Genomic DNA, 15,928 nt, shown 5'->3' with positions numbered 1-15,928 from the left:
GGGCTGAATTGCTAGTTTTGCTGAAGCCATAACCCATTTTTATTAGTCACTATTTAGATAGTAACTAATCGAAACCATTCTGTAAATAAGAATATTATGAGTCATACCAATTGAAATCGAATAGATTTCGATAAGAGATTTGGTATGATAGGCATATAACTTACTAAAAGCACTAGGAGGTACTATGCAAGATATCATTCAAAAACTACAGTCTCTCGGGTTTAGTCAATATGAAGCAAAGGCTTATGTTTCTTTGGTTCGCCAAGGCCCGACCAGTGCCTATCAAGTAAGCAAGGAATCAGGAATTCCAAGGGCCCGTATCTATGAAATATTAAATGGACTGCAAGAAGAAGGAATCGTCTTAAAAGAGGAAATCAATGACTCGATACAATATTCACCGCTGCCAGTCGATGTTTTTTTGGAATCGGTTCAATCAAAATGGAACAATACCTATCAATCCATCAGCCATACACTAAAGCAATTCGAGAAAATCGAACCGATGTCCGACAATCGTGTAATGACGCTTAAGGGTGAAGGGCACATCCTATCCTTCTGCCGTACTTTAATTCACAAAGCCGAGAAAAGGGTGGTAGTTTCCTTATGGGACGAGATGTATGGAAAACTTGAACAAGAGCTAAAAGCGGTCGCCGGGCATTGCACTCTCAAGGGGATTGCATTTCAGGTTGAAAACCCATTATCAGGTATAGATATACATCGAAAAACAAGCTATGTGGAAAATATCGGAGAAAACAAATGGTTCATTTTATCCATCGATGGCAAAGAGACGATTTACGGCCCTTCTCCCGAAACGAGGGAAACGGCGTTTTACACAGATGATCCCATTCATATCAATTTTCTCGAAAATTACATTTGGCATGATATCCTCGTTAACCGCTTGGTTAAAAAGGATGAAGAAGATGCAGAGAAATGGATTTCAAGTGAAAGAGACCGTTTTTTCTCCCTATAAGATTTAAAAAAAGCTGATAACCCCATATGCAGGGGAGATCAGCTTTTTTATTTTTGTACCAGAATCATTCGGATAAAAGGGTTTTAGGAAATTTAATGGCCGTGGGCAAACTGGGTTTATCCCGATAAGACCTGTAAGACACAATCGTGTGATTATGCGCTTGAACATCCAACTGGAGAACCTGTGAGCTTTTCATTTCCAAATAATACGTAACGTCTTCTTTTTGTAAATGATAAAAAGAAAAAGGTATCCCTAAAAGGTCTTTCCTGATTAGTTTTGTTTCAGGCTGATTGATGATGTGCTCACTCAATTCCGCTATCGTAACAGAAGTTGTTCCTGTAATGGCCGTTATTTTTTCTTTTGCATAATTGACTGCATGACTGAAAGTGACGGCAATATTCTTCAAGATTCCGTTCATGGGGGCATCTCCTTTGAATTAGGCTATGTATGTAGTATTGTACGCGGCTAATGGTTTATGCAAAAAAATCGGCAATGATGATATAGAACTGTCACTTTATGAACATGATTAAGAAGAGTGCAGCGAAATCAATAAAAGGGCTATCAAGGAAGGACAGAGAAAATGTCAATGAAGGTCAAAGCATGAAGAATAAAAAAAATATTTATTGGGGTCTGTTCCTCATTGCAATCCTCGCTTTTACAGTGGTGCTCATTCAGTTGAATATGGATGTGAATTCCAGAGAGGAAAAACGAAAAGACACCGGTGCGGATAGTCACGAGAGAATAGAAAAATTGCTGAAAAAAATGACGCTTGAAGAAAAAATCGGACAGCTTATGATGGTAGGTTTTAAGGGAACTGAAAAGAGCAGTGAAATTACGGAGCTTATTGAACAAAAACATATAGGGGGCGTCATTTATTTTGACCGTAATATGAAATCCCCTAAACAAGTGGCTAGGTTATCCAATTCACTTCAGCAATTGGCCAATCAAAGTACGCATTCGCTTCCGTTGATGGTGGCCATCGATCAGGAAGGCGGGGACATCGTTCGGATGAAGGAACGGGTATCGCCCCTCCCTGCACAACAGGATCTTGGAAAAAATGCATCTGCTGAAGACATGTACAAGGTGGCCAAATTGAATGGGACAGAACTAGGATCCATGGGAATTAACATTAATTTCGCCCCTGTTCTTGATCTATCGAAAACGGATAATCGCTCATTTGGACAAGATCCGGAAAAGGTGTTTCAATACGGAAAGAAAGCCATTCAAGGCTTGAACGATGTATCGATAACTGGTGCATTGAAGCACTTTCCTGGAAACGGACGGAGCGAAATCGATCCGCATGTCGAAACATCATCCGTGGAGGCAAACCAACTTGATCTGGAAAATTCGGATATTTATCCTTTTAAGCAAATCATAAGTGAACTGGATAACCAAAAGTTTTTCGTGATGGTGACCCACATTAAATATCCAGCCTATGATAAAGAAAAACCAGCAAGCCTTTCTAAAATCATCATCGAAGATCTGCTTCGGGGGAAACTAAAATATGAAGGGCTTGTCGTAACCGACGATTTGGAAATGGGTGCTGTGAACAAGTATTTCTCCTATGAAGAGATGGGGAAGCAGGCAATCCTTGCAGGAGTTGATTTATTACTTGTCTGTCATGAATATTCCCATGAGCTTGAGGTATATAACGGATTACTGCATGCAGTAAAAGCAGGGGAAGTTCCAATGGATAGAATTGACGAGTCAGTGAAAAGAGTGCTGACATATAAACTTTACAATATGAAGCAAACGAAAGCTGACCCGGAACAAGCTGAAAAAGTCGTGAAAAATCCCGAAAGCATAAAGTTTATCGAAAGGCTGAGCGAGGATAGATAAAAGCGAAACCGCTCTCTCAAAAGGATGCCTTTGTTTAAATCGGCTGATAGAGGGAATACTATATAGGACTAACTTGAAGGAGGAAACTAACATGCCATCAAACAAAATGCTTGGAACCGTCCTGATAGGAGCTGCCGCATTTTTAATGCGCAATAAGAAAACCCGTGAAAAAACGATGAGTCAAATAAGATCCTTAGCCACACCGGAAACCATTGATAAGGTTAAGGGCCAATTCCAATCAATTATCAAAACAAAATCAAGTAACCCATCCGTACGTTAAGGTGAAATGACCCCATTAAGTTATTCTTAATGGGGTTTTTTTATTGCTTATATCCTTTTAGTAAAATCCAGCAGAGAATTCATCAAGCAGGAAAAAGGAAAAGCACCCGCTTCTTTCGAAGACCCTTGGACAGGTCTTTCAAAAGTACAAGTGCTTTCTTGAATGATCAATGATCATTCAGCTTCATCTTCACCGTCATTTTCTTTATTGAACCAAAGCGGATCCTCATTATCGACTTCACCATTATAATTAATCAGGATTTCTTCTCCTGCTTTTATGTCGGTGTAAGCAAAGAAATCAAACGTATGATTCTTGAAGTTTATATCATACGTAGCGTTGGGTGTATAAGAATGATTAAACAGCATGCCATAGCCTAAAAGCATGGCAGTATGGTTTATACCATATTCAAACGCATAATCAGCCAGCAATGTCTTCTCTATGAAAACATGCTCCTCGTTTGGATATGCAATGACAGGTGCCTCATGCAAAAGCTCACCTTTTTTAATATCTCGTGTTGCGAATACGCCTCTATTGAACTCACCATCACTGAGTGTGGAAGTTTTAACTTCAATCATGTTCGTCACCTACTTGTTCTATTCAATATAGTCCAGATCATCTAAGCTTGACAGTTAATAAGAAGAAAAGCAACTATTTTGCGGAATTAATCATTTTTAGCAAACGATAAGATTGTTTTTATTGAGGGTCTTCCCATACCAAGAGACGGAATTCTTCACAGGAAGGCCAAAAAAAGGCAGCGAACTGCTCAAATAACCGGGATAGCCCGCATAAGAAAAAACACCTCCGCTAGAGGTGAAGCTAGGGAGGTGTTTGATATATAGGTAAATCTCTTAATTCACACCGACAGCTGTAAAGGCATTTTTGACTGCCGTGACTTCTGCACTGCTTGAACCGTATAAATCAGAGGCCGCTTGTATGACTGCCGCTCTAGCTTGTGAAAAAGTCGACGAAGAAGTTAAATAAGTTGTGTTTGCCCGGTAAAAGATGGTTCCTAGTTTATCGATGCCGATCCCGGATACGGTCACGCCATGGTGAGTTCCGCCTGCAGAGATTAAATAAGCTGCCTTATTAATGATTCCGCTGTTCGTGTGAACTCCGCCGTTATCACCCGTTCCCGTATAACGGTTCGAATAATGGTCAGGGTCACCATTCAATGTTGGATTAGCCATCGAGCGGAGTGCATCACCGGAAATATTAGGTGTGTAAATATCTTCTCCTACCAAATAATCGGCTTTGGCACTTTGATTTTTAAATTCTACAACGGTTCCAAAAATATCAGATATCGCTTCATTCAAAGCACCGGATTCATTTTGATAGGTAAGGTTCGATTCCGAGGAAGTCACGGCATGCGTCAATTCATGTGCAACGACATCGAGCCCCCCGGACAATGGGATGAATGTCGTGCCATCTCCATCACCGTAAACCATTTGGGTGCCATCCCAGAAAGCGTTATTGTATCTTGAGCCATAATGGACGGTTGATTTCAGGCTGGTTCCATTTCCATCATAAGAGTTCCGTCCAAATGTCGATTTGTAATAATCATAGGTTTTACCCGCATAATAATGGGCATCCACCGCAGCTTTATCGGCAGAAGCAGTAAAAGCATTTGTTGTGTTGGAAAAGAGCGTACCAGGCAATCTTGAACGGTTATTGGCATTATAAGTGAAGATACCTTTACCGCGTGTATTGTCTTGTAAGTAGTATTGACCGTTGGATAAGGTAGTGTTCAGCGAGACGGTGTTGTTTAAGACGCCCGTTCCCGTTCCGACGGAATTGGTTCCCGTCACTTCATCTAGTGTATTATATTTATTCAGAATTTTACCCGTTTTGACTGAAATGAAATAATTATGATTTCCTGGTTCCGGACTTAAGAATTTCAAATTGACTTTATATACATAATCGGCCTTGCCTTCATTTGCGTATACATATAGGTCAGATTCAGGTGATTGTTCATAGGCAGGAGTGAACCCAAGATCCGCTTCCGCTATTTTGATAGCTTCGGATTTACTGATGCCTTTTTTAGCCTTTTTGCCTAATTTCGTGTTTAGATTGGCTTCAACGGTACCGGATACGACGGTCAATACACCTTTAGCGTCAATCAATACTGCTTGTGTGGAATTCCATACAGGTACGCCTTTATAGGTTTGTTGCAATCTAAGGACGGTATTGCCTAGCTCATCCTTGCTTTCTTTCTGAATCGTGAAGGAGTCTTTCGCCTTTTGCCTTTCTAGCTTGTAAGACTTTTTGTTTTCATCAAAAAAGGTAAGAATGATATCTTCTGCCGTTTGCTTCGATGGGTCCGTAAGTTTCCCAGACTTGAATTCTAGCGAATCCTTATGCTTATTGTACTTTTCAACACTTAACACATTTTTTGCCGCTAAAGCTTCTTGATGGGGAATAGCAGAAAATAATAGACCGATGGATAGTGCAGTTCCTAAAAATACCTTACCTTTCATAACACTCAACTCCTTCATGAGAATACCTCATTTTTACATCGTTTCATATTTATTATCAAATTGAGTAAACTCGCAAAAAATATGACATTTAAAGGAATAAAATGGAGAAAAATGGTTTTTAGTAGAAATATTCTTTGAATATATTCTTTTAGTAATATTTGGAATGAATTAAAATTAAACCAAATGAATAAAAGTGCAAAAAAACATGGCATAATGTGCAAAAAAACGTGGCGTAAAGTGCAAAAAAATTTGTCTATTTAAGGCGATTTTTTTGATGATTTGTTGAATATTGCGTTTTATAAATTTGGCATGAAAATTGCATATATTCAGAAAAGGAATTCTAATTGTAAATTAGGTCTATTTGAAAGTCTATGAAATAGGAAAATTTATTAAATGGATTTCTCCATATATGAAAGCGCTTATATAGAAAGGGATGAAAATTTATGATACCAAAACAAGAACAAGACATCTTGCATCCTCCACAGCAAGAAGGACAAGAACTAAAGCGCGGTTTGAAATCCCGCCATTTAACGATGATTTCCATTGGCGGGGCTATCGGCACCGGGCTGTTCCTCAGCAGCGGGGCAGCCATTCATACAGCTGGACCAGGCGGCGCATTACTTGCTTATGCCTTAGTTGGGGCAATGGTGTACTTTGTGATGACGAGCTTAGGGGAACTGGCAGCATTCATGCCGACAAGCGGCTCATTCAGTACCTATGGATCGAAATTCGTCGATCCGGCATTTGGGTTTGCCTTGGGATGGACGTATTGGTTCAATTGGTCGATGACGATAGCGGCAGAGTTGGCAGCCTCGACAATGATCATGAAATTCTGGTTTCCGAATAGTCCATCATTGTTGTGGAGTTCATCATTCTTGGTGCTCATTTTCCTATTGAACTATTTATCCGTTAAAGGATATGGTGAAGGGGAATACTGGTTTTCCTTCATAAAAGTCACGGCCATCGTTATTTTTATAATCGTCGGGCTGCTAATGATCGTCGGCATTATGGGCGGTGAAGCAGTAGGTTTTAAAAACTTCACCGTCGATGATGCTCCTTTCCCGGGTGGATTCATGGGTGTATTCATTGTATTCATAGCGGCTGGCTTTTCTTTTCAAGGTACTGAAATTGTCGGTGTGGCTGCCGGTGAGAGTGAAGATCCAGCAAGGAATATACCGAAGGCCATTAAAAGTGTATTCTGGAGAATCCTGCTCTTTTACGTATTTGCAATCTTCGTAATTGGACTGCTTATTCCTTATACGAACCCAAGTTTACAAGGCGATAACGTCATGGTAAGTCCATTCACGCTCATTTTTGAAAAAGCTGGAGTGGCTTTTGCTGCTTCGCTTATGAATGCCGTCATTTTAACAGCGGTATTATCAGCAGGTAACTCGAGTCTATATGCGTCAACGCGTATGTTATACTCAATGGCAAAAGATGGACAAGCACCGCGTATTTTTGCAAAACTTAATAAACGCGGAGTACCAGTTGCAGGCATGATTTTGACATGTTCCATCGGCATGCTAGCCTTTTTAGCCTCCGTATTCGGTGATGGTAAAGTGTATATTTGGTTAATGAATGCCATTGGAATTACAGGATTCATCTTTTGGCTGGGCATCTCCATCAGCCATTACCGTTTCCGGAAAGCATTCATCGCTCAAGGTCATTCATTGGAGAAGCTGCCATATAAGGCATTATGGTTTCCGATAGGTCCGATCTTTGCCATATTAATTGGCATGATCGTCATCCTGTCCCAAAATATCCAAGCCTTTTTCTCAGACCAGATCGATTGGGGCAGTGTTATAGCTGCATACCTAGGAATCCCGCTTTTCCTTGGTCTATGGTTTGGCTATAAGCTGATAAGAAAAACTAAATTCGTTAAACTTGATGAAGTTGAATTTGACTTTGACAAAAAATATGAATGAACAACCTTAAGTGAAATCAGCCGGACAATGCAGTATTGATTTGTCCGGCTTTTACATATTAAGCTCATTATCAAAAAGCTAGGAAGCCGATTCCTAGCTTTTTATTTTTGTTAAATGGAAATTTATACAAATCCGATGAGAGGTGTTATATGATAATCGTAATCTCTGCTAAATTGAATGTACAAAACGAGGGGGAAAGCTTTTAATATTTTCAATGGAAAGGGAAGGTGCACGGCTGATGACCTTATTGACTCATTTAAAAGTATTGGACTTTTCAACGTTACTGCCAGGCCCATTTGCCACTTTGATGCTAGCGGATTTAGGAGCGGATGTTTTGAAGGTAGAGAGGCCGGGAGCAAAGGATTCATGGGGTGTGAACCAATATCTTAACAGATCGAAGAAGTCGATTACACTGGATTTAAAACAATCTGAGTCAATCGAATCTGTAAAAAACCTAGTGAAGGAATACGATATCGTTATAGAACAATTCCGTCCAGGAGTCATGGAACGTCTGGGACTGGGGTATGAGGCATTAAAATCGATCAATCCAAAGCTGATTTACTGTTCCATCACGGGATTCGGCCAGACTGGTCCCTATAAAGACCGACCGGGACATGATATCAATTATATTTCGATTGCAGGCTTATCAGGCTATTCCGGTACGAAAAAGGGCGGACCGGCAAAAAACGGAACCCAAATAGCAGATCTTGCCGGAGGCTCACTGCATGCTGTTATTGGTATATTATCTGCAGTCATTCACAGGGAAAGAACGGGATTCGGCCAAGCCATCGACATCAGCATGACCGACTGCAGTTTTGCCTTGAATGCCATATCCGCACCTTTGAATTTACAAGGGGGCCTCGAGCTTGAACCAGAAAAAATGATGTTAAACGGAGGGTCCTTTTATGACTTTTACGAAACGAAAGATGGACGCCATTTTTCGGTAGGGAGCCTTGAGCCCCCATTTCGAAAAGCATTATGCGAAGCAATCGGTGCACCCGAAATGTATGAACTGAGCATGAAAAGCGATGAAAAAAGTGAAATCAGGTTTAAAACGGCCATCCGACTGGCTTTCCTTGAAAAGGATTTTCATGAATGGCAGGAAATATTCGCTGATTTCGAGGCCTGTGCAGAACCAGTGCTGACTTTCACCGAAGCGGCCGAGCATCCCCAATTGAAGGAAAGGGGAATGATCGTCGAGGTACCTGACGGAAAAGGAAATGTCCAGAAGCAAATCGCCTGCCCGATCAAAACATCGGTTTTCACCCCTGAATATAAACATGCAGGCTTGAGGCCAGGGCAAAACAACGCAGAAATTCTTCGACCCCCCATCACTAAATAAAGATGTAAACGCTATCACTTTTCCGGAATTTTAGGGAAGGAGATAGCTTTTTTTTGAAGGCCGGAAAAAGTAGGCGGAAGGTCGAATAAAGCTGGAGATAGGTCGAATTAATTGGTGAAAGGTCGAATAAAGCTGGAGATAGGTCGAATTAATCGGTGGAAGGCCGGATTAAGGAGAAGAGAACAATTATCCTCTTATCACTTGTGGAAAGCAACATATGATTACTGTGAAAATTTACTAGTTATAACCAGTGTGTGCAGGGTATCAGAGTAGCATCCTGGTAAGGAGGGTTGCTTAAACATGTTTGGTCTCTCTGATATCATTAAATTTCTATTTTCCTTTTTTTTAATCATGCCGATCGTTACGCTGATACATTTGAGCGGGCATATTTTCTTTGTTACGATCTTTGGAGGATCAGAAAAGAAAATCTTGATTGGTTGTGGCAATAAACTTTTTGCTTTTCGGAACATAGAGGTGAGAAAATATTATTTTTGGAATGGGACTTGCGAGTTCAAGGGTTTGAAACATGATAATCGATTGACGAATACGCTGATATATTTAGGGGGGGCTATCTTTAATTTAATCAGCATGCTGATCATATATAGCTTAGTGTATCAGAAGATCCTGGACAGCTCGGTAATCTGGTATCAATTTATCTATTTCTCTTTCTATGTTATGTTTTTCTCCTTGTTTCCGATGTATTTCTCGGACGGATCGCCTAGTGATGGGAAGGCTGCGGAATTAGCCTTGAGGAACAAGTTGGAAGATAGGGTGACGGATGATATATTTGTGAAGAAAATGGATGATGATGATGATAGCTGCAAGTAAAAAGGGGACGTGCTGGTGGCCGTCCTTTTTTTGTGACCTTTCCTTAGTACAAAAAGGCATCTGTATACATCCTGAAAGGTTGTACCAGATGCCTGATGAATCAATGGTTAAAATGGATATTCACGATATTGTGTTTGAAGGGAAATCCATTTCGTAACAGTGAATTCTTCGACAATCCATGGGCTTCCGAATCTGCCTAAACCACTCATTTTGTTCCCGCCGAATGGTATGTTCGTTCCATCATTAACGGTTTGATCATTGATGTGTGTCATTCCGCTGTCGATTTGCAACCCTAAGCGTTCGCCCTTTTCCAGATCAGAAGTGAAGATAGCCGAGCTTAAACCATAAATGGTGTCATTGGCGATATCAATGGCTTCTTCATCTGTTTCTGTTTGAATGATGGACACGACAGGAGAAAACATTTCTGTTTGTGCGATTTTATCCGAGTTCTGGACGTCCCGGAAAATAGTTGGTGTCAGTACATTGCCAATGCGTTCTCCCTCAAGTGCAACATGGACCCCGGCAGCTTTAGTTTCCTCGATGATTTGTTGTACTTTTTGTAATTGACGCTCGTTTACAAGTGGTCCAATGATTGTTTTAGGATCTAATTGGTCACCAAATGGAAGAGCTTTTGCACGTTCAACGAATTTTGCAGTAAAGTCTTCGTAAAGGTCTTTATGCACGATTATGCGGTTAATGCACATGCAAATCTGTCCTTGGTGAATGTACTTCCCAAAGATTGCAGCATCAACGGCACGGTCCACATCTGCATCAGATAATACAATGAAAGGATTATTACCGCCAAGCTCCAGCGCAACTCGTTTTAGGTTTTTCCCTGCAATGGCCCCGATGTGCTGTCCTACAGGAGTGGAACCTGTGAAGCTGATTAATTTGGGAATCGGGTTTGTCAGCATGCCATCACCGATTTCTTCCAGGTCAGTTAGGATCATATTAAAGACTCCTTTTGGAAGACCGGCATATTCAAATGCTGCAGCAATGATGATTCCTCCAGTAAATCCAACTTGAACGTCCGGTTTATGAACGACTGCATTTCCTAATGCAATGGCTGGTGCGATGGTTCTCATTGACAAGTTCATCGGAAAGTTAAACGGAGATATAGAAGAAATAACTCCTAGTGGCAGTCGATGTATACGATTGACTTTATGATCTATAGCTGACGGAACCTCATGCATTTGATATATTTCATCCACCATGTTAGAAGATTCTTCGACTATTTCCATAGTAAGCTGAAATTCAACATTTGCTTTAATAAGCGATCCACCCGTTTCACGGGAAATCATTTCAACGATTTCATTCCGGTTTTCCTGGAGGAATTCACCAACTTTAAGCAGGACCTGACGACGTTTTTCAGCTGATGTTTTTGCCCAGCCTTTTTGAGCATTTTTTGCTATTTCAAATGATTCTTCGAGCTGTTTTGATGTAGCCAAGCTCACATTTGAAATCACGGCATTATTGTATGGGTTTAAAATATTATATCTGCGTTGACTTGAGCCTTCCACCCATTCCCCATTGATGAAACTTTTGTTTAGATCCTTGAATTTCTCCATTATGAACACCCCTTTAAGTTGTAAACAAATATATTTTACTGCTGTTTGTATCATATTTAAAATATCTATATAATTAAGTTTATATACGAAATGCATATATATCAGAGGTGTCAAAATGGATATTAGACAATTAAGATATTTTCTTATTCTTGCAGAAGAAGGCCAGGTTTCCCGTGCAGCAAAAAAATTGAATATGTCACAGCCGCCATTAAGCCAGCAGCTCCGCCTTATGGAAGAAGAATTAGGGACTACTTTACTTGAGAGAAAAAGGAACGGTAAAAGTATGGAGTTGACCGAAGCAGGGAGGGTACTTTACGAGAAGGCTAAGAATATGCTGCAATATTTCGAGGACTCCTTGCTCGAAGTGAAGGAAACGGGTGAGGGAATTAAAGGTACCCTTTCAGTAGGTTCCGTACTTGCTTATATGTCTTATTTACCTGATAAAATTAATGATTTCAAGAAAAAATTTCCTTCCGTTTCCTTTAAAATATTCGCAGGAGATCCATATGAAATAAGTAATTATTTGGAGAATCAGGATATTGAACTTGCCATTGTTCATTTACCTGTCGAGATGAAGGGTCTTTCCATTTTGAACATAGGACAAGTGCCGAATGTTTTTGTTGTACCTGAGGATTGGGACAGTTTCACTTCGAAGGATAGGGTTCATTTAAAGGATATTGAAAATATCCCATTGCTTTTAGTGCATAGGGAAAAAGGACAAGGGATTTATGAAGAAATTATCGAGGAATTTAAAGAGCGGGAAATACAGCCAAATATTTTATGCGAATGCCATGATGTAAATGTTCTGCTCTCACTGGTTTCAGCTGGAGTTGGGGCGAGCATTGTTCCGAAATCAGCTGTTTCACCTCATATTATAAAAGGAGTGAAAGTGTTGGATATTATCGATTCTTCAATTCAATCGAATATAGCTTTGGTTTTTAGACAAGATCGTTATCTTTCAAAAACGGCAAAACATTTTATTGAGCTGTTTTGAAGAAAAGCTAGGCCTGCTTAAAGTGCCTAGCTTTTACGTTACAGTTAAAGATGAATCATTCCCATACTTCTTTCGCTACATCAACAACGAATTTCAGTTTTTCCCATTGCTGTTCTTCGGTCAGCTTGTTGCCGTGATGGGTGGAGGCAAAGCCGCATTGCGGGCTTAAGCATAATTGTTCGAGAGGAACGAAGTCTGATGCCTCCTTGATGCGAGCCCTGACTGCTTCCTTGTCTTCGATTTCTCCATTTTTTGAAGTGACGACGCCCAGTACGACCCGTGCCCCGCCATTTGGAATGAATTCCAATGGTTTGAAATCCCCTGAGCGTTGATCGTCATATTCCAGGAAGAATCCATCGACTTTTTCTTTTGCCAATAAAGTTGGGGCGATACGTGCATAGCTTCCTTCAAACGCCCAAGTTGACTGGTAGTTCCCACGACATAGGTGTGTAGTGACGACAAGGTCTTCTGGTTTTCCTTCCAATGCGCCATTAATTACGCGAAGTGCAAGGTCGATTAACTGTTCCCTCGTATATTTTCCATCTTTGAACTGGAAATCCGGAGCTGAAAGTCTGGCAATATAAACATCATCCAATTGAAGATAACGCACACCTGCTTCATAAAAGGCTTTCAAAGCATGCTGGTACGCCTTGATGATATCATTTGCATAGTCTTCAATATCAGGGTAGACGTCTTCATTATGAATGCCTGCAGCAAATAATTGATTCGGACTGGGAATGGTTTGCTTGGCAACGGCACGTCCGTTCACGATTTTGTTCAATTCAATGAAATCGCGAATGAAGGGATGTTCAGGATTGAATGAAACCTTCCCGGTATTGCGAACGTTATATCTCTCTGTTTCCACACCATCGAACGAGAGACCTTTTTCAGTCACATATCCCTCGATGCCATTTAAATGTTCGAGGAAGTCGAAGTGCCACCATGTTCGTCTGAACTCACCGTCGGTAACGGCCTCTAATCCAACTTCAATTTGTTTTTCGACAATCCGATTGATTTCTTCGGTCTCAACTTCACGAAGACGCTCTGCTGAAATGGTACCTTCCTTATAGTTCTTTCTGGCAATATGTAGACGTTCTGGTCTTAATAAACTTCCAACGTGGTCGGCTCTGAATGGTGCTTTCGTTAATGTGATTGACATGTTGCATTCCTTCTTTCTCTTTAAAAATAAAAAACCTCTTCTTAAAAATAAGAAGAGGTGTTGGCAGCAAAGCTATATACTCTTCTTATCTTCAAGTTTTTACACTTCTGGAATTAGCACAGTACATGAATAGTCTGTTGCTGAGGCATCAAAGGGCCAGTCCCTCCACCTCTCTGGATAAGAGTTGTCTATTAAATTAAGTATGACTATACAGGTAGTTTGTACAAAGGTCAAGCTTTGAAGGTGGAATATTTCGAATATACCGATTGTTAATTCGGGCAGAAATGTTAACTGCATCGGGGAACCCGGCATATGCTTTGAGTGGGGAGGGAATGCGAGGATGAGTATATTCAATCCATTCAAAAATGGCATACCGATAACGGTAACTGAAGCTATGATAGAGAGAATCATAAAAATGAAATCACCTGGTCAGGATATTAAAGTCGAGATTACGCCAAAGCATATTGTGCTTTCCGGAACGATGGAAGTGAAAAAAATGATGTTTAAGAAAAACGTAGCTTTCCGAATTACATTAAAACCGGTTTCTGTTGAAAAAAGAACGATATCATTTGAATTAGTGGAAATGGAACCAATTGACAGGAATTTCATCAACCAAAGGATATTTAACAGACCGCCATTTTTTGAATATGAAAAAAGAGCGATCAAAATGAATGTTAATGCTTGGGACATCGTGAGAAAAATTCCGGTGGGCACAATTAAATCGTATGAACTTGTCGAAGGTGCATTGAAAATGAAACTCTCTTTATGAGTTAAGGGATATTTTACATACAACCTTATCCGCAATATAAAGGGAGTGCCAGGTGTGTTAGTGTTATGGTGAGATTGGTCAAGAAAAAAATGTGATTGATAAATCAAGCTCTTTAAAATATACTAAATAACTTGAAGTTTTGAGTTTTTCTGGGAATGAGGAGGATAATGATGGATCAAAAGATTTTGCCTGCTTCAGCAAGCATGAAGGATTTTGAAAGATTTCTAGAAAGCTCCTATGAAATAGGTGTGTTTCTTGATTTGCATATATCACAATTGAAAAATGTAAGTATGATGGCAAAGCAGCATAATAAGAAAATGATTTATCATGTCGATTTGATTCATGGCATAAGAAGTGATGAGTACGCGACAGAATTCATATGTCAGGAATATAATCCCTATGGACTGATTTCAACTAAATCAAGCGTTATATTGAAGGCAAAGCAAAAGGGAGTCATTGCGATCCAGCGAATCTTTTTAATAGACTCACATGCGCTTGAGAAAAGTTATAAGCTGGTGCAGAAAACCAAGCCGGATTATATCGAAGTATTGCCGGGTGCCATGCCATGGATGATAAAAGAAGTGAAGGAACGATTGCAGACACCCATTTTTGCAGGCGGCCTCATACGTACTTCGGATGAAGTCCTGAACGCTCTTGATGCCGGAGCGTCGTCAATTACCACTTCCAAAACTGAATTATGGGATATCGTCTAATAGAGAAAAATTGAAAAAAATTACAGAAAAATAGATTAATTTTTCACAAAATATTGACAGCGTTTTCATAACCTAGTATATTTTACAGTACAAGTTAATATATGTGACGGAGACTAGGAGATTCACAACAGATCTATTCATAATTTATTTATGAAGATAGTTCTGCTGTGGATCTCCTTTTATTTGTTGGCAAGGTTTAAAAAATTATCAGGGGAGGGGTTTTATCATGACTCCATTTTGGGGAGAAGTGTTAGGCACGATGATATTAGTTGTATTCGGAGCAGGTATTGGGGCTGGTTCATCCTTAAAGGGTTCCTATGCAAAAGATGCCGGCTGGATCGTTGTCACGATTGCGTGGGGATTGGCCGTTACCATGGGTGTTTTTGCAGTGGGATCCATAAGCGGGGCGCATTTAAACCCGGCGGTCACAGTAGGGTTTGCCATTATTGGAGAATTTCCTTGGAGTGATGTGCCCGGTTACATCCTTGCCCAAATGATTGGCGCAATCCTGGGCGCAACTCTAGTATTCCTGCACTATTTGCCACACTGGAAAGCTACGGATGATCCAGGAGCGAAGCTGGGTGTGTTCGCGACTTCACCTGCGATCCCGCACACATTTTCAAATCTATTAAGTGAGATGATTGGAACCTTCATCCTTATTCTTGGTCTATTATTTATAGGGGCCAATGATTTTACAGAGGGTCTAAACCCATTCGCAGTCGGTTTATTGATTGTCGTGATCGGGATGTCACTTGGGGGAACGACAGGATACGCCATTAACCCGGCCCGCGATCTGGGTCCGCGCATCGCTCACTTTTTGCTGCCGATACCTGGTAAAGGCAATTCTAATTGGGGCTATTCATGGATTCCGGTCGTTGGACCGATTGTTGGGGGTTCACTTGGTGCCGTTTGTTATAAAGCATTCTTTAAGGGGGAAATAACAGCAGGATTTTGGTCTGTTTTGGGTGCAAGCCTGGTACTATTGATATTAGCCTATGCTTTTGGTAAAAAACAGTCACATGAAATGGAAAGCAGAAATATCGCCAGTTAACTAAAAGGAGGGGCATACA

15 protein-coding genes and 1 riboswitch are annotated in these 15,928 nt (G+C 40.5%); of the genes, 10 read left to right on the top strand and 5 right to left on the bottom strand.

From position 1 onward, the window contains the following. The first annotated feature begins 184 nt into the window (after nucleotides 1-184). A complete protein-coding gene (locus MPH60_RS18290; protein ID WP_241593993.1) occupies nucleotides 185-967 on the top strand; it encodes a TrmB family transcriptional regulator in 783 nt (260 codons plus the stop codon). A 64-nt stretch (nucleotides 968-1,031) separates the two neighbouring features. Here MPH60_RS18290 and MPH60_RS18285 read toward each other — a convergent pair whose 3' ends face one another. Beyond that, complete coding sequence (locus MPH60_RS18285) at nucleotides 1,032-1,385, bottom strand: hypothetical protein (protein WP_241593995.1); 354 nt, start codon at nucleotides 1,383-1,385, stop codon at nucleotides 1,032-1,034. Between the two features lie 182 nt (nucleotides 1,386-1,567). Between MPH60_RS18285 and nagZ the strand changes: the two genes are divergently transcribed. Both nagZ and MPH60_RS18275 read left to right on the top strand, forming a co-directional pair. After that, on the top strand, nucleotides 1,568-2,806 hold the full coding sequence (gene nagZ, locus MPH60_RS18280; protein ID WP_241593999.1) for a beta-N-acetylhexosaminidase: 1,239 nt from the start codon (nucleotides 1,568-1,570) through the stop codon (nucleotides 2,804-2,806). A 91-nt stretch (nucleotides 2,807-2,897) separates the two neighbouring features. Next, nucleotides 2,898-3,086, top strand: coding sequence for a hypothetical protein (locus tag MPH60_RS18275; RefSeq protein WP_241594000.1), 189 nt, complete (start codon nucleotides 2,898-2,900; stop codon nucleotides 3,084-3,086). A 173-nt stretch (nucleotides 3,087-3,259) separates the two neighbouring features. On the opposite strand, the gene MPH60_RS18270 is transcribed toward MPH60_RS18275, so the two are convergent. After that, the gene (locus MPH60_RS18270) at nucleotides 3,260-3,661 is read right to left on the bottom strand and encodes an SET domain-containing protein (protein WP_034310428.1); all 402 of its coding nucleotides are present in this window, start codon (nucleotides 3,659-3,661) and stop codon (nucleotides 3,260-3,262) included. 273 nt (nucleotides 3,662-3,934) lie between these two features. Beyond that, nucleotides 3,935-5,560 carry a M4 family metallopeptidase gene (locus MPH60_RS18265; RefSeq protein WP_241594002.1) on the bottom strand — a complete coding sequence of 542 codons (1,626 nt, stop codon included), beginning with the start codon at nucleotides 5,558-5,560 and terminating at the stop codon, nucleotides 3,935-3,937. 443 nt (nucleotides 5,561-6,003) lie between these two features. Between MPH60_RS18265 and MPH60_RS18260 the strand changes: the two genes are divergently transcribed. The 3 genes from MPH60_RS18260 to MPH60_RS18250 all read left to right on the top strand — a co-directional run bounded on the left by MPH60_RS18260 (nucleotide 6,004) and on the right by MPH60_RS18250 (nucleotide 9,655). After that, a complete protein-coding gene (locus tag MPH60_RS18260; protein ID WP_241594004.1) occupies nucleotides 6,004-7,485 on the top strand; it encodes an amino acid permease in 1,482 nt (493 codons plus the stop codon). Between the two features lie 238 nt (nucleotides 7,486-7,723). Then, complete coding sequence (locus MPH60_RS18255) at nucleotides 7,724-8,827, top strand: CaiB/BaiF CoA transferase family protein (RefSeq protein ID WP_241594006.1); 1,104 nt, start codon at nucleotides 7,724-7,726, stop codon at nucleotides 8,825-8,827. 300 nt (nucleotides 8,828-9,127) lie between these two features. After that, nucleotides 9,128-9,655, top strand: coding sequence for a hypothetical protein (locus MPH60_RS18250; RefSeq protein ID WP_241594008.1), 528 nt, complete (start codon nucleotides 9,128-9,130; stop codon nucleotides 9,653-9,655). A gap of 107 nt (nucleotides 9,656-9,762) precedes the next feature. On the opposite strand, the gene MPH60_RS18245 is transcribed toward MPH60_RS18250, so the two are convergent. Continuing rightward, nucleotides 9,763-11,223: an aldehyde dehydrogenase family protein gene (locus MPH60_RS18245; protein ID WP_241594010.1), complete on the bottom strand. Its 1,461-nt coding sequence runs from the start codon at nucleotides 11,221-11,223 to the stop codon at nucleotides 9,763-9,765. Nucleotides 11,224-11,338: 115 nt separating this feature from the next. Between MPH60_RS18245 and MPH60_RS18240 the strand changes: the two genes are divergently transcribed. After that, complete coding sequence (locus MPH60_RS18240) at nucleotides 11,339-12,217, top strand: LysR family transcriptional regulator (protein WP_241594011.1); 879 nt, start codon at nucleotides 11,339-11,341, stop codon at nucleotides 12,215-12,217. 55 nt (nucleotides 12,218-12,272) lie between these two features. Here MPH60_RS18240 and MPH60_RS18235 read toward each other — a convergent pair whose 3' ends face one another. Further along, complete coding sequence (locus MPH60_RS18235) at nucleotides 12,273-13,376, bottom strand: 5-methyltetrahydropteroyltriglutamate--homocysteine S-methyltransferase (protein ID WP_241594013.1); 1,104 nt, start codon at nucleotides 13,374-13,376, stop codon at nucleotides 12,273-12,275. Nucleotides 13,377-13,458: 82 nt separating this feature from the next. After that, nucleotides 13,459-13,560: riboswitch (SAM riboswitch) on the bottom strand. A gap of 156 nt (nucleotides 13,561-13,716) precedes the next feature. Between MPH60_RS18235 and MPH60_RS18230 the strand changes: the two genes are divergently transcribed. The 3 genes from MPH60_RS18230 to MPH60_RS18220 all read left to right on the top strand — a co-directional run bounded on the left by MPH60_RS18230 (nucleotide 13,717) and on the right by MPH60_RS18220 (nucleotide 15,909). Next, the gene (locus tag MPH60_RS18230) at nucleotides 13,717-14,145 is read left to right on the top strand and encodes a hypothetical protein (RefSeq protein ID WP_241594014.1); all 429 of its coding nucleotides are present in this window, start codon (nucleotides 13,717-13,719) and stop codon (nucleotides 14,143-14,145) included. A 170-nt stretch (nucleotides 14,146-14,315) separates the two neighbouring features. Then, a complete protein-coding gene (locus MPH60_RS18225; protein WP_048683275.1) occupies nucleotides 14,316-14,858 on the top strand; it encodes a glycerol-3-phosphate responsive antiterminator in 543 nt (180 codons plus the stop codon). A 226-nt stretch (nucleotides 14,859-15,084) separates the two neighbouring features. Continuing rightward, nucleotides 15,085-15,909 carry an MIP/aquaporin family protein gene (locus MPH60_RS18220; protein WP_241594015.1) on the top strand — a complete coding sequence of 275 codons (825 nt, stop codon included), beginning with the start codon at nucleotides 15,085-15,087 and terminating at the stop codon, nucleotides 15,907-15,909. Nucleotides 15,910-15,928 lie beyond the last annotated feature (19 nt).

The organism is Peribacillus sp. Aquil_B1, assembly GCF_022603275.1.
Lineage (GTDB): Bacteria > Bacillota > Bacilli > Bacillales > DSM-1321 > Peribacillus.
Note: the sequence above shows the minus strand (reverse complement) of the source record. Positions and strands in the feature narration are given on the sequence as shown.